The sequence below is a fragment of the Lactiplantibacillus brownii genome (genome assembly GCF_031085375.1).
Lineage (GTDB): Bacteria > Bacillota > Bacilli > Lactobacillales > Lactobacillaceae > Lactiplantibacillus > Lactiplantibacillus brownii.
On the sequence record NZ_JAVCWF010000001.1, the window covers coordinates 691,043 to 705,700 of the forward strand.

Below are 14,658 nucleotides of genomic sequence, written 5' to 3' on the forward strand. Positions count from 1 at the left end.
GGTGAGCTATGTTCAATATTTTTATCGATCATTTATTAGCGGCAACCTGGGGACAGACGCTATTAAATGTTTGTTTGTTAATATTAACGCGTAGTGCTAGTTCCGTAATATTTCTAGTGAAGCACTAATTTATGCTAAGTCCGCTTTTACCTTGAGCTAGATTGCTATGAACCTTGATAATGTTCCATAAAAATAGTGCCGCTAATCGGCTACCTAGGCCGATTAGCGTTCGGGTTCCAGGATGTTCAAAATGGCCAACGATATTCAAATTATTAAAACCTGTTTCAATATATCGTCGTTGATTTTTTAGAAATGAGGAATTTATATGATCTGTTTTCCTCATGTTCTTTCGCAGTGGAAACCAGAAGTTGATTCCTTGTGATTTTAATCGTTCTTGAAGCTTCCGGCTCAAGTATCCGCCGTCTGCTAAGACTTGATGAGCCGGTGCTTCTCGTAAAAGCTCTTCAACTGGTTTTCTATCATCAACGTTTGCTGGTGTCAGTTCCCAGTTCACAAAATAACCGTCATTATCCATCACCGCATGTAGCTTGAAGCCATAATAATATAGTTGCTTGGTTGCGTTATAGCCTTTATGAGCTACACCTCGTAAGACTTTTGCTTGATTACTTCGTCTTGCTGAGACCAAAGTGATTGGGGCACTATCAATGATTTCATAAGTGCTGCCATGCCGATATCGCTTCAATAGATACTGACGGATCAACTTCATTATTTGAAGAAGGTCGCGACACCGACGATTGTAACGACTTCGTTCTGGAACAACCACTCCGGAAGCCGCCAAAGTTTGATGGAAGTGGGTTTCTGAAGGGTCACGTAACGCTATTCGCGCAAGCATACAAGCGATAATCGTGACGTCATTAACTTTTAGTTGACGATAATTTTGACGAAAACGAAATCTTTTTGGCAATAGTTGGTAAATTGGTGTAATTATTTTGATGAATTCTTGGACGGTTGCTTGAATTAAATTGAATTTTGGGATAGCTTTAAGGAGGCCTTGCATTTACGGTTCTTCTTTCTGGGTTTAGTCACCTTAGAAGCTACCGCAAATGCGGGCTTTTTGCATATAATTTGATTTAATCAATGAACTATCCGACAAATGTTACAAGACTAGCACTACGCGTTAATATTATGTCTTTATCCGGTTACGGGTTCTTTTTTTTGGTTCGCAGGGGCTTTGTCATATCGTTTTTTTAAAACTAATAAACGTGATGACGACTGGGTAAATCTGCCAGTAGAAAAGCAACCAATGATTACGATCATGATTCCAGCCCATAATGAGGAAGTCATGATTGAAGAAACGATCACGTATCTTTTTGAAAACCTAAATTATGAAAATTATGAAGTGTTGGTCATGAATGACGGTTCAACAGATAAGACTGCGGCTATTATTCATCGATTGCAAGCTAAATATCCCCGCTTACGGACGATTGAAATTGAAAAAAACAAAGGCAAAGCACATGCTTTTAATATTGGTATGTATTTTGCAAAGGGTGAGTATATACTGAGCAACGATGCAGATACAATTCCTGAAGAGGATGCATTGATGAAATATATGAATTTCTTTATCCATGATCGTGATATGAATACTTCAGCAGTGACAGCCAATATGGATGTGCAGAATAGAACGAAATTACTTGGTAAGTCACAAACCGTTGAATTTACGAGTATTGTTGGTGTTATCAAACGGAGTCAAACGGCAATCAATGATTCAATGTATGCTTATAGTGGTGCAAATACGTTATACCGCAAGCAATTTTTGATTGATGTCGGTGGGTTCCGACAAAATCGGGCGACCGAAGATATTAGCATTGCTTGGGATCATCAAATGGTTGGTGCAGTGCCGCGCTTTGCACCAAATGTTGTTTTTCATATGAATGTCCCTGAAACGATACCCGATCTGTATAAACAGCGTAAGCGGTGGGCACAAGGTGGCACTGAAGTTTGGTTAACAAATATTAAGAAATTTATTTTCCATCCATGGCGTCGTCGATATCAATTATCGATGTTCATTGATTCAACGTTATCAATTATTTGGTCGTTCTTCTTCATGATTACGTCCGCCATGTTCATTCTTTTAATGCTTTATTTTTTAGTTGTTGGTGAGTTTGAACGAATTTATCATGGTATTATGATTTCATTCATTTTTGTCACTTTTGAAATGATTGCGGGTTTCATGCAGTTACTAGCGGCGTTAATATTGGATCATCATGGTGCAAAGCTGAAATATCTTTGGTTTGCACCCTTGTATATGTTATTTTATTGGATGGTCAATCCAGTCACTGTGGTGATGACCTTTATTCCAGCCTGCAAAACGATTTTGGGATGGGGTTCAGGAACTTGGACTAGTCCTAAACGAAAATCTTTACAGAAATAAAATGAGTTTCGTTGCTGTTAAATTTTAGTGAAACTCGTTGTCTTTGAATTTGATTAGTTAGGTCTAAATACAACTATCAAAGCTACCGAATATGATGTCGCACAGTCCTAAATCAACCTTTTCAGTTGTGTACAAACAACTTAGTCGACAAATGTAAATTTTGGGGGTATATTAAGCCACATAGTATTTTTAGTGGAAGGGGTCTTTTGAAATGGCAAAAAGTTACGACGTGATTATTATTGGTGCTGGTCCTGCAGGGATGACTGCGGCCCTCTATGCTTCACGAGCCAACTTATCAGTGTTACTGTTAGATCGCGGTATCTACGGTGGCCAAATGAATAATACCGCCGCAATTGAAAACTACCCTGGTTTTAAATCAGTTTTAGGACCAGACTTAGCGAAGGACATGTATGAATCGGCGACACAATTCGGTGCGGAATATGCCTATGGTAGTGTCGAATCTGTTGAAGACAAAGGCGACGTTAAGATCGTCAAGACGGACTCAGATACTTTTGAGACCAAAGCCTTAGTCATCGGGACTGGTTCTGAATATCGGAAGCTGGGTGTCCCAGGTGAAGATACGTATGGTGGCCGTGGGGTTTCTTACTGTGCGGTCTGCGATGGCGCATTCTTCCGTAACAAGCATGTTGTCGTGATTGGTGGCGGTGATTCAGCCATTGAAGAAAGCACTTATTTGACCCAATTAGTGGCTAAAGTGACGGTCATTCATCGTCGTGATCAACTACGGGCTCAACAGATTCTCCAAAAGCGGGCGTTTGCGAATGACAAGATTGACTTTGTCTGGAACAGTAACGTGACCGAAATCGTGGGTGACGGTAAAAAAGTCACTGGCGTCAAAGTTAACAACAATCAAACTGGTGAAAACAGTGAAATCGTCGTTGACGGGGTCTTCATTTATGTCGGGATCAACCCAATTACGAAGCCATTTAGTAATCTTGGGATTACGGATGAAAATGGTTGGATTGAAACCAACGATCACATGGAAACCAAAGTTCCTGGAATCTTTGCGATTGGTGATGTTCGTAAGAAAGATTTACGTCAAGTTGCCACTGCTGTTGGTGAAGGCGGGACTGCTGGCCAACAAGTTTACAATTACTTGACCGCTTTGGGCGATAAAGTTAAAAACTAAATTCAGTAAAAAAATGAGGTTGAATTCACATTGAAGAATTCAACCTCATTTTTTTGTGCGCCCAATTGGCCCCTAATTAATCTCAAATTGGCCCTTGGAATATATTGTGGCAACCTCATAAAATAGAAGTTGTTCAGCAGGTATGAAGTTGCCGGATAACAGTTGTGATCTGATCGTCATCAACTTGTGCAGCCATGGCGATTAGGGTCGTCACGTTTGTTGCTGATGGTGGCGTTAATTTGATTAGTGTTGATAAGGAAATAAGCGCAATTGTTTATGTGTATAAGTCGCGAGATAGATCTCACTGATATCATAATGTTGCGCGTCTAACTGGTTTTGTAACCAAGCTAAATCATGGTCACTCGTTTCGAGCGCATCCGCATTCAGTTGACCATCCACGATAATGGGGTATTTAATGGTATCATCGCCGACTTGGGCAATCGTCAGCTGGCCATTTTGCTCCAGAATGGTCCGTTTGACTAAGCGAATATCTGTGATGCCTTCCGTTCGCAACCGAAAAGTCAGGTCGTTAGCACTCATGCCATTTTTCAACGCTGTGGCGACTAATAATTCACCGTTTTTAATGAGTAACTGTGGTTTACCATCGATCAATTGTTTAATATGACGATTATGATGAGTCAAGAAGCGCAACGTCAACACGAGGAGCGTCCAAATCAGTAAAACGAGAATATATTGCAAGACGGTGACACTGGTGCTGTAGATCATGCCACCAACAATTGCACCGAGAACATAGTTTTGAACCTGGTCGAGCGCGCTAATAGGGGCCAAGTTACTCTTACCAGATAAATTGATTTGTAAAATAATGGTTAATAAGCCTAAGGCCAGTTTCAGCGAAACATCCCAGTAAGAGAACATTTAGTTGCCTTCTTTCACGTAATTAAGTTGTGTACTGATGGGAGTGGCTTTAGTCAAGGTATAACTATTGCCATCGGGGTTGACCGTGACGTTATAAATTTGGTGTTTGACCTTGATCAGCATGCCACTGCTGACCGTTGTGGTATTCGACCAAATGTCAGATTGCCGGACGCCTTTTTCACGGGCCACCCGTTGCATAATCTGTGTGACCTGTGATTTCTGTGAGAAACTTGATTGTAAACTTTGCCACTCATTAACTTGAATGCCAACGAGTAATAATAATAACAACACCATGATGATGAACAAATCTCGATATTTGAGGTCTGATTTATGGCGATACCAGAGCCAACTGACACCGGCGATAACAAGAATAATGATACCGATAACGACTAGTTGGAAGAGCGTATGGTTGCTATTTTGATGCGTTAAATAAGCGTATGAATAAAAAGTCATGACAACCTCCCTTTATTAACATAATTATACCAAGTTTGATTGGTGAATTAACGAATTCGCGCTGATTAAATTGTAAAGGTAATCAATTAATGTGCACTTAAAATTGACAAGAAATCTGCGTTTTAACGGGATTTTTAGTAAATTTTAGGTTACGAGCCACGTGCATGTTGTATACTATTTTTGTAAGCACTCACAACAATAAGAATTGGGGATGGTCTACTTGAATTGGAAAGACACCTATGCAACTTGGAAGAACCAAGCAACGCTTGAATCAAGCCTTAAACAAGAATTAGCCGCCAGTGCTGGCGACGATGCGACTTTGGAGGATGCATTTTATCAGCCAATGGAGTTCGGAACCGCTGGGATGCGCGGTGTACTCGGACCTGGTATTAATCGGATGAATATCTATACGGTTCGCCAAGCCACAGAAGGTTTAGCAACCTTTATGGATACTTTGGATGCTGACGTGAAAGAACGTGGTGTGGCGATTAGTTTTGATTCGCGTCATCACTCAGAAGATTTTGCGCATGAATCTGCCCGAGTTTTAGGGGAACATGGGATTAAGTCATTTGTTTTTGAAAGTTTGCGGCCAACGCCCGAATTATCCTTTACTGTTCGGCATTTACACACTTATGCCGGAATTATGATCACCGCAAGTCATAATCCTAAGCAATATAATGGTTACAAGATTTATGGTGAAGATGGTGGTCAAATGCCACCAAAGGAATCTGACTTAATTACGTCTTACATTCGAAAAGTTACGGATTTATTTGCGATCAAAGTTGCGGATGAAGCCCAATTATTAGCGAATAAGACGATGACCATCATTGGTGACGATGTTGATCAAGCTTATTTGGCTAAAGTTAAAACGGTTAACATTAATCAGAAGTTAATCGATGAAGTCGGTAAGAACATGAAGTTAGTCTTCACGCCGCTACATGGAACGGGCCGGATGTTAGGTGAAAAAGCCTTACGGAATGCTGGGTTTAAAAACTTCAGTGTGGTTAAAGAACAAGCCGTTGCCGATCCTGAATTTTCAACGGTTAAGTTTCCAAACCCAGAATTTCCAGAAGCCTTCAAAATGGCGATTGATTTAGGCAAAAAGGAAGGCGCCGATGTGTTGATCGCCGTTGATCCTGATGCTGATCGGTTAGGAACGGCAGTCCGTCAACCAAACGGCGAATATGTGCTCTTAACTGGGAATCAAATTGCAGCATTGTTGTTGCATTATATCTTGCAAGCTAACAAGGATGCTGGTACCTTGCCTGCCAATGCTGCCGCAGTTAAATCAATTGTTTCGAGTGAGTTTGCAACGAAGGTCGCAGCTTCATATCATGTGGCGATGATCAACGTTTTGACTGGCTTTAAGTATATCGCTGAGCAGATTGAACATTTCCAAGAAACTGGCGAACATACTTATATGTTTGGTTTCGAAGAAAGTTACGGTTACTTAATCAAGCCATTCGTGCATGATAAAGATGCGATCCAAACGACTGTTTTATTAGCCGAAGTCGCTGCTTACTATAAGCAACAAGGCAAGAACCTGTACGATGGGTTGCAAGAATTATTTGCGGAATACGGTTACTTCCGTGAGAAGACGACTTCCGAAGAATTTGACGGCGTTGGTGGTGGTGATAAGATCACTGCTTTGATGACTAAGTTCCGGAATGAAGCGCCCGTTGATTTTGCAGGCTACGAGGTTGTGTCAACTGAAGACTTTGCTTCACAGACAGAAACCTTTGCAGATGGTCACACGGCACCAATCGCGTTGCCAACCGCTAATGTTTTGAAATACAAATTAAAAGATGGCACTTGGATCGCCATTCGCCCATCTGGGACGGAACCTAAGATCAAGTTCTATATTGGGACTTTAGGTGACAGCTTGGACGAGGCTAATTCGAAGCTTGATCAATTTGACCAAGCCATTCAGGCATTCATCAAAGAATAAGTGGGTTAAAAATAAAGCTAGGCCTCAGAAAATTCTGTGGTCTAGCTTTTTTTAGCGCCTTGAAAATGGCAATCACGATGTTCTAGGGTCATTTCAGAATATGATGGCACCACTCAAGCACCAGTTCGACTATTGGTAATCATTGGGATCAGCAGTAGCGGGTTGGTAGTCGTCCATGTCAGCATCGCGGTAATCCCACCATTCATTTTCGTAGCCGACAAAACCAGCTTTTAACATTGCAGTGTTCAGGATTTGGTAATAATGATCTTGAATCTTGGTCCGGGGAGCTTCACGATGAGCTAACGGGCTGAAATTATCGAATGGTGTCGGTAATGGGCATTCCTTCCCGGCCATATCCGTCAATGTTAGGTCGAGCGTGACCCCCTTTTGATGACTAAAATTAGGGTTGGGCCTAGCAACGAATTCAGGATCTGGATAAACGTCAAACAACCGCTTTTGGGCGCTGACTGGTCGATAAGCATCCCAAACTTTTAACCGATAGCCTTGCTGGTTCAAATCGGCACTTGCAATGGCTAGCTTCTGGGCGGTACCTGTGCGGACAATGGCGGTTGTGAAATCATAGATCACTTGGTGAGTGAAATTAGTCGTTGTCGCATAACGTAAATCCACAATAATCGCCGGGGCTAATTTTTGAATGTTGGTGAAACCAGTTAATTCAGGTGACATGTCATGACCCTCCTTGGGTTCAATTAGCTTTATTGTACGCATTATCACTATTTTTGTCTGGTGAAATGAATTTAACGGATAAAAATAATCTTAAAAGTAGACAATTATTGTTATCACTTGTTATGATGTACAGTATTGCGTGAAAAAGGGAAAGATAGAGGTGAAGCTAATGACTCGTCAAACGAAACGTGCCATTTTTATTTTAATCTTCAGTGAATTTTTAGTGTGTTTAGGAATCAGTTTAGTGATTCCAGTGATGCCGTTTATCAAGAACGATTTAAAGTTAACCGCGACCGATATGGGGATTATGAATGCGTTGTTTGCGTTGGCGCAGTTCGTGGCCTCACCGATTATTGGCCGAATTTCAGACCGGATTGGCCGTAAACCAGTCTTAACTGCCGGGTTATTCTTGTTTATGGTTTCTGAATTCTTGTTTGCGATGACCAATCATTTATGGATGTTCAATATTTCTCGTCTGATTGGCGGGTTATCCGCCGCGATGGTCGTCCCGACGGCCATGGCCTTGGCTTCCGACATCACGACTAAACGTCAGCGGGCCAAGGTGATTGGCTGGTTGTCAGCGGCTTTTAGTGGTGGGTTGATCTTAGGGCCGGGAATTGGTGGGATTCTGGCTGGTATCAGTTATAAGACGCCCTTTTGGGTTGCGGGGGCGCTCGGACTCATTTCGGCAATTGTCCTCATCAGCTTGTTGCCAAATGATGCGGAAACGTTGGCTAAAACAGACCTTGAACCAGTTGAGCAGGCACAATCGCAACATCATCCGATGACGCGCGCCTTTTGGACGGTGCCAATCATTATCTTATTTACCATGATTCTAGTGTCGTCATTTGGTCTTCAAGGTTTTGAAAGTATTTACAGTATTTATGTTAATGAAGTCTTTCATTTTAGTTTAAACAACATCGCGTTAGTTCTGACACTTAACGGACTAATCTCATTATTCCTACAAGTGGCGTTATTTGATACCTTTGTCCAACGATTTGGTGAGCGTCGGGTGATTCGTGTTTGTTTCGCTTCGGCGGCGATTTGTACGATTTGGATCACACAAGCCCATTCTAAAATAGCGGTTATGATCGCCACGTTGGTCATCTTTTCAGCGTTTGACTTGTTACGGCCGGCCATTACGACCTTGCTAACTAAGGCGAGTGAAGCCAATCAAGGTTTGATCAATGGTTTAAATATGTCTTTGACAAGTGTCGGCAATATTGTTGGGCCAATCATGTCTGGGATGTTATTAGATTTGAATACGCACTATCCTTACATGGTGGTGGCGGTCTTTCTAATTGTGTCCTATTTGATGGCCTTCATGTTGCGAGAACCGGGGACACAGGCTAAAGGCGGCTTGAAACAGTCTTAATTAGGGCTCATTAAAAAGAGGTTGGCTGACTTGGCTATTTCAAGTGAGTCAACCGCTTTTGTTGCTCATGGCGATTGGTTTTGTTACACTAAGGCCAAATTAAGGCCAGCCAGGAAGGTGATTTAGATGGGAATGCATCAATATTTACAAAGCTTGAGTAACTTAGAAACGATTCAACGCGCACCGGGGTTCTTTAAGTATCAAAATCACTCCGTGGCGGCTCATTCGTTTAAAGTTGCGGAAACCGCACAATTTTTGGGGGACGTCGAAGAAAATGCCGGGAATCAAGTTAATTGGCGCTCTTTGTATGAAAAGGCGCTCAATCACGATTATAATGAACGATTTATTGGCGATATCAAGACGCCCGTCAAATACGCCACGGCTACCTTACGCGAGATGCTCGCGGATGTTGAACATAAGTTGTCACAAAACTTTGTTCAAAATGAAATTCCAACTGAGTTTCAGGCCGCCTATTCACGGCGCTTGTCTGAAGGCAAAGATACCACTTTAGAAGGGCAAATCTTATCGGTCGCTGATAAGATCGACCTGTTGTATGAATCATTTGGTGAAATTCAAAAAGGTAATCCCGAACCTGTTTTTACGGATATTTATCAAGAGAGTTTGAAGACAATCGTGGCGTTCAAGCAACTCGCGAGTGTGCAATATTTCTTACAATCGGTCTTACCAGAAATGCTGGCAGAACCGTTTACGAACCAAGATAAACTGCAAGCACTGACGACCCAGATTTTAACGCCAAGCTCACAATCCGATTAATGGCGAAAGTATGTTCGATGTGCTAAAATGAATAGCGATTTGTAGTTGATAGGGAAGCGTGCGCTTGCCTATTTTTTATGCCGCTTCAGGACTAATAAGAAAATTTAAACGCTTCAAAGGAGGAGTCGCTTTTGATCGATCGAGTTGATGATAACAAGTTTGACCTAGTTTCAGACTATCAGCCAACGGGGGACCAACCCCAAGCTATCCAAAAATTAACGGCAGGCTTAGATGCTGGCGAAAAGGAACAGATTTTGCTAGGCGCAACGGGGACTGGGAAAACGTTTACGATTTCCAATGTGATTGCCCAGGAAAATAAACCGACGTTGATTTTATCGCATAACAAGACGTTAGCCGGCCAATTATATGGTGAATTTAAGAAGTTTTTCCCCAATAACGCCGTTGAATACTTTGTCAGTTACTATGATTATTATCAACCGGAAGCGTACGTGCCTTCGAGTGATACTTATATTGAAAAAGACTCAGCCATCAATGATGAAATTGATAAGTTACGACATTCGGCAACGAGTTCATTGTTGGAACGTAATGATGTGATTGTGGTGGCGTCTGTTTCCAGTATATTCGGTTTAGGTGATCCTACCGAATATAAGAACCACGTGGTATCACTACGTGTTGGGATGGAAATTGACCGTAATGAGTTATTACGTAAATTAGTGGATATTCAGTTTGACCGCAATGATATTGATTTTCAACGGGGCCGCTTTCGTGTCCATGGTGACGTGGTTGAAATCTTCCCCGCGTCACGTGATGATCACGCGTTACGTGTTGAATTTTTCGGCGATGAGATCGACCGGATTCGTGAAATTGATGCGTTGACAGGTGAAGTCGTGGCTGACCGCGATCATGTCGCAATTTTCCCAGCCACCCACTTTATGACTAACGATGACATTATGGAACATGCCATTAATGGCATTGAAGATGAATTAACTCATCGTCTGAAAGAACTTGACGATGACGGTAAGTTGCTAGAAGCGCAACGGCTCAAGCAACGGACGACCTATGATATTGAAATGCTCCGTGAAATGGGTTATACCAGTGGGATCGAAAACTATTCACGTTTTATGGATGGTCGTAAGCCAGGTGAACCACCGTATACCTTAATGGATTTCTTCCCGAAAGACTTTTTAATGGTCGTGGATGAATCACATGTAACGATGCCCCAAGTCCGGGGGATGTACAATGGTGACCGGGCACGGAAACAAATGTTGGTGGATTATGGTTTCCGGTTGCCAAGTGCATTGGATAACCGACCATTAAAGCTTGAAGAAGTAGAGCAACATATCAATCAAGTTGTCTACATGTCTGCGACGCCAGGCCCATATGAAATGGGTCGGACGAAGCATGTCGTGCAACAAATTATTCGACCAACCGGATTGTTGGATCCTACTATTGAAATTCGGCCAATTATGGGTCAAATTGATGATTTAGTTGGTGAAATCAATAAGCGTATTGACCGCAATGAACGGGTCTTTATTACGACCTTGACGAAGAAAATGTCGGAAGATTTGACGGACTACCTTAAAGATTTAGGGATCAAGGTTCAATATCTACACAGTGATATTAAGACGCTAGAACGAACTAAGATTATTCGTGATCTACGATTAGGGAAGTTTGATGTCTTAGTCGGGATTAACCTCTTGCGTGAAGGGATCGATGTGCCGGAAGTTTCATTAGTCGCGATTTTGGATGCGGACAAGGAAGGCTTCTTGCGTAATGAACGTTCCTTGATTCAAACCATTGGTCGGGCGGCCAGAAACGAACATGGGGCCGTGATCATGTATGCGGACTCAACGACTGACTCGATGCAAGCTGCGATTGATGAGACCGCGCGTCGACGTCAGATTCAGGAAAAGTACAATGAAGTTCATCATATTACACCGCATACGATCAAAAAGGCGATTCCAGACTTAATTGCCTCGACTAAGAACACGTCTGATGCGGGTAAAAAGGATGATTTCTTGGAAACCGACTTTGATGATATGACGCATGAACAACAATTAGATATGATCAGTAAATTAGAAGAACAGATGAAGACCGCGGCCAAGAAGCTCGACTTCGAACAAGCCGCGACGTTACGGGATACCGTAATGGAATTGAAAGCACAGATTAGCTAGGAGGTCCTTTTTTTGGCAAACGATAAGATTGTCATCCATGGCGCCCGCGCCCATAATTTAAAGAATATTGATGTCACGATTCCACGTAATAAACTGGTCGTCGTGACCGGGCTGTCCGGTTCCGGTAAGAGTTCGTTGGCTTTTGATACGCTGTATGCGGAGGGTCAACGGCGCTACGTTGAAAGTTTGTCGGCGTATGCGCGACAATTCTTAGGTCAAATGCAGAAGCCCGATGTTGATTCAATTGATGGGCTGAGTCCCGCAATCTCGATTGATCAGAAGACGACCTCTAAGAACCCGCGTTCAACGGTCGGGACGGTTACCGAAATTAATGATTACTTGCGGTTATTGTGGGCTCGTGTGGGGCAACCAATTTGTCCTAACGATGGGACCTTGATTGCCAGTCAGACGGTTGAACAAATGGTTGACCGGGTCCAGAAACTACCTGAACGCACCAAACTTCAAATCTTGTCACCTATTGTGCGTGAGAAGAAGGGTGAACATAAGAAGATTTTTGAAAAGATCAAACGTGAAGGCTTTGTTCGAATCCGTGTTGACGGTGAAACGCATGACATTAGTGAAACTTTTGACTTAAATAAAAATCAAAAACACACGATTCAGATCGTCATCGACCGAATCGTGGTTAAACCTGGAGACCGTTCACGGTTATTTGATTCCTTTGAAGCAGCTCTACGGTTAAGTGGGGGTTATGCGATCGCGGATGTTATCGGCGGTGACCCTATTCTGTTTTCTGAACACTACGCTTGCCCAGTCTGTGGTTTTACAGTTGGCGAACTTGAACCACGTTTGTTCTCATTTAATGCCCCCCAAGGCGCTTGCCCAGATTGTGAAGGCTTAGGCGTGAAGTTGGAAGTTGATGAAGATTTAGTCGTTCCCGATAAGAGTTTGACCTTGGGCGAAGGCGCGTTGTTGCCATGGAACCCAATCAGCTCGCAATATTATCCTGAAATGTTGAAACAAGCTTGTGAGCAGTTGAAGATTCCACTGGATGTGCCATATGAAGACTTATCCAAGGCTGACCAACAAACGGTTTTATACGGGTCCAATGGCAAAAAGTTCCATTTTCATTATCAGAATGATTTTGGTGGTGTGCGTGATGTTGACGCTGTCTTTGAAGGTGTCATTAATAACGTTGACCGTCGTTATCATGAAACAAATAGTGACTTCACTCGCGACGTGATGCGGAAATACATGACGGAATTAACTTGTCAGACTTGTCATGGGTTCCGATTAAACCGCAAAGCCTTGGCAGTTAAAGTGGGTGGCGAACACATTGGGACGATTTCTGATGAAGCCATCGGTGACGAATTAGCCTTCTTTACGGGATTGAAATTGTCAGAACAAGAGCTGGTGATTGCTAAGCCGATTTTGAAGGAAATTCATGATCGACTGACTTTCTTACAAAATGTTGGGCTGGCATACTTGACGTTAAGTCGGGCGGCACGGACGCTATCTGGTGGGGAAGCCCAACGGATTCGGTTAGCGACGCAGATTGGCTCGAATTTATCTGGGGTGCTCTATATCCTAGATGAACCTTCGATTGGGTTACATCAACGTGATAATGACCGCTTGATCAGTTCACTCAAAAAGATGCGTGATCTTGGAAATACCTTGATTGTCGTTGAACATGATGAAGATACGATGCGGGCAGCGGATTATATCATTGATATTGGTCCGGGTGCCGGTGAAAATGGTGGCGAAGTAATGGCTGCCGGAACACCAAAACAAGTCGCACGGTCACGCAAATCATTAACTGGTCAGTATTTAGCTGGCAAGAAGTTTATTCCAGTACCGACTAAACGCCGCGCTGGCAATGGTAAGAAGATTCGCATCACGGGCGCTGCTGAAAACAACTTAAAGCAGATCGATGTTGATTTCCCATTGGGTGAATTTGTTGTGGTCACCGGGGTCTCCGGTTCCGGTAAATCAACCTTAGTCAACGATATTTTGAAGCGTGCGTTAGCACAGAAATTGAATCATAACTCGGAAAAACCTGGTAAATACAAGTCAATCAGTGGAGTCAAGAATATTGAACGACTTGTAAACATTGATCAGAGCCCAATTGGCCGGACACCACGGAGTAATCCAGCGACTTATACCGGCGTTTTCGATAATATTCGGGATCTCTTTGCCCAAACCAACGAAGCTAAATTACGTGGTTATCAAAAGGGTCGTTTCAGTTTCAACATCAAGGGTGGCCGTTGCGAAGCCTGTCATGGTGATGGGATTCTAAAGATTGAAATGAACTTTTTACCCGATGTTTTTGTGCCATGTGAGGTTTGTCATGGCAAGCAATATAATTCAGAAACTTTGGAAGTGGAATATAAAGGCAAAAACATTGCGGATGTCTTAAAGATGACGGCTTCAGAAGCCTTGAAATTCTTTGAACCGATTCCAAAAATTCGTCGTAAGTTGCAGACGTTGGTTGATGTGGGGCTCGGTTATGTCAAGCTTGGCCAACCAGCCACGACCTTATCTGGTGGTGAAGCCCAACGGATGAAGTTGGCCTCAGAATTGCACAAGCAACAGTCTGGGAAGAATTTCTATATTTTGGACGAACCAACAACTGGGTTGCATACGGAAGATATTCGCCGTTTGATTGGCGTACTGGAACGTCTCGTGGATGCGGGCAATACGGTTTTGATTATTGAACATAATCTCGATGTCGTGAAGTCGGCAGATCACCTGATCGATCTCGGTCCAGAAGGTGGCGCGGGTGGCGGTCAAGTCGTCGCAACTGGGACGCCTGAAGAAATTGCCGCGGTGCCAGAAAGCTATACCGGTCAGTATTTGAAGCCAGTCTTGGAACGTGATAAGGCACGTGAAGCCGCAGCGACTGCCAAATAA

The 14,658-nt window shown here is 42.9% G+C and carries 10 protein-coding genes and 1 pseudogene; 7 read left to right on the top strand and 4 right to left on the bottom strand.

Going from position 1 to position 14,658, the window contains the following annotated elements:
* Window positions 1-124 precede the first annotated feature (124 nt).
* Window positions 125-1,018, bottom strand: coding sequence for an IS982 family transposase (locus tag RA086_RS02880; RefSeq protein WP_308701964.1), 894 nt, complete (start codon window positions 1,016-1,018; stop codon window positions 125-127).
* Between the two features lie 120 nt (window positions 1,019-1,138).
* On the opposite strand from RA086_RS02880, the pseudogene RA086_RS02885 reads away from it, so the two are divergent.
* Together RA086_RS02885 and trxB are read left to right on the top strand one after the other, a co-directional pair.
* Window positions 1,139-2,392, top strand: a pseudogene (locus RA086_RS02885) (glycosyltransferase family 2 protein); the annotation flags it as partial.
* A gap of 211 nt (window positions 2,393-2,603) precedes the next feature.
* Window positions 2,604-3,542 (top strand): thioredoxin-disulfide reductase, encoded by a 939-nt coding sequence (gene trxB / locus RA086_RS02890; protein ID WP_308702411.1) that lies wholly within the window; start codon window positions 2,604-2,606, stop codon window positions 3,540-3,542.
* Window positions 3,543-3,785: 243 nt separating this feature from the next.
* Here the strand turns inward: trxB and RA086_RS02895 are convergent, their stop codons facing one another.
* Window positions 3,786-4,418 carry a DUF421 domain-containing protein gene (locus tag RA086_RS02895; protein ID WP_308702412.1) on the bottom strand — a complete coding sequence of 211 codons (633 nt, stop codon included), beginning with the start codon at window positions 4,416-4,418 and terminating at the stop codon, window positions 3,786-3,788.
* Window positions 4,419-4,871 (bottom strand): DUF3290 domain-containing protein, encoded by a 453-nt coding sequence (locus RA086_RS02900; RefSeq protein ID WP_308702413.1) that lies wholly within the window; start codon window positions 4,869-4,871, stop codon window positions 4,419-4,421.
* A 220-nt stretch (window positions 4,872-5,091) separates the two neighbouring features.
* Between RA086_RS02900 and RA086_RS02905 the strand changes: the two genes are divergently transcribed.
* Window positions 5,092-6,819 (top strand): phospho-sugar mutase, encoded by a 1,728-nt coding sequence (locus RA086_RS02905; protein ID WP_308702414.1) that lies wholly within the window; start codon window positions 5,092-5,094, stop codon window positions 6,817-6,819.
* A 129-nt stretch (window positions 6,820-6,948) separates the two neighbouring features.
* On the opposite strand, the gene RA086_RS02910 is transcribed toward RA086_RS02905, so the two are convergent.
* Complete coding sequence (locus tag RA086_RS02910) at window positions 6,949-7,506, bottom strand: M15 family metallopeptidase (RefSeq protein ID WP_308702415.1); 558 nt, start codon at window positions 7,504-7,506, stop codon at window positions 6,949-6,951.
* Between the two features lie 169 nt (window positions 7,507-7,675).
* Between RA086_RS02910 and RA086_RS02915 the strand changes: the two genes are divergently transcribed.
* From RA086_RS02915 to uvrA, 4 genes are all read left to right on the top strand, one after another.
* Window positions 7,676-8,881 (top strand): MFS transporter, encoded by a 1,206-nt coding sequence (locus RA086_RS02915; RefSeq protein ID WP_308702416.1) that lies wholly within the window; start codon window positions 7,676-7,678, stop codon window positions 8,879-8,881.
* A 126-nt stretch (window positions 8,882-9,007) separates the two neighbouring features.
* The gene (locus RA086_RS02920) at window positions 9,008-9,655 is read left to right on the top strand and encodes a YfbR-like 5'-deoxynucleotidase (protein WP_308702417.1); all 648 of its coding nucleotides are present in this window, start codon (window positions 9,008-9,010) and stop codon (window positions 9,653-9,655) included.
* A gap of 131 nt (window positions 9,656-9,786) precedes the next feature.
* Window positions 9,787-11,790, top strand: a complete 2,004-nt coding sequence (gene uvrB, locus RA086_RS02925; protein ID WP_308702418.1) for an excinuclease ABC subunit UvrB — start codon at window positions 9,787-9,789, stop codon at window positions 11,788-11,790.
* A gap of 12 nt (window positions 11,791-11,802) precedes the next feature.
* Window positions 11,803-14,658, top strand: a complete 2,856-nt coding sequence (gene uvrA / locus RA086_RS02930) for an excinuclease ABC subunit UvrA (RefSeq protein WP_308702419.1) — start codon at window positions 11,803-11,805, stop codon at window positions 14,656-14,658.

Excerpts from the sequence above, each read along its gene's own strand:
- RA086_RS02880 (WP_308701964.1), bottom strand. The coding sequence starts at position 1,018 with ATGCAAGGCCTCCTTAAAGCTATCCCAAAATTCAATTTAATTCAAGCA.
- trxB (WP_308702411.1), top strand. The coding sequence starts at position 2,604 with ATGGCAAAAAGTTACGACGTGATTATTATTGGTGCTGGTCCTGCAGGG.
- RA086_RS02895 (WP_308702412.1), bottom strand. The coding sequence starts at position 4,418 with ATGTTCTCTTACTGGGATGTTTCGCTGAAACTGGCCTTAGGCTTATTA.
- RA086_RS02900 (WP_308702413.1), bottom strand. The coding sequence starts at position 4,871 with ATGACTTTTTATTCATACGCTTATTTAACGCATCAAAATAGCAACCAT.
- RA086_RS02910 (WP_308702415.1), bottom strand. The coding sequence starts at position 7,506 with ATGTCACCTGAATTAACTGGTTTCACCAACATTCAAAAATTAGCCCCG.
- RA086_RS02915 (WP_308702416.1), top strand. The coding sequence starts at position 7,676 with ATGACTCGTCAAACGAAACGTGCCATTTTTATTTTAATCTTCAGTGAA.
- RA086_RS02920 (WP_308702417.1), top strand. The coding sequence starts at position 9,008 with ATGGGAATGCATCAATATTTACAAAGCTTGAGTAACTTAGAAACGATT.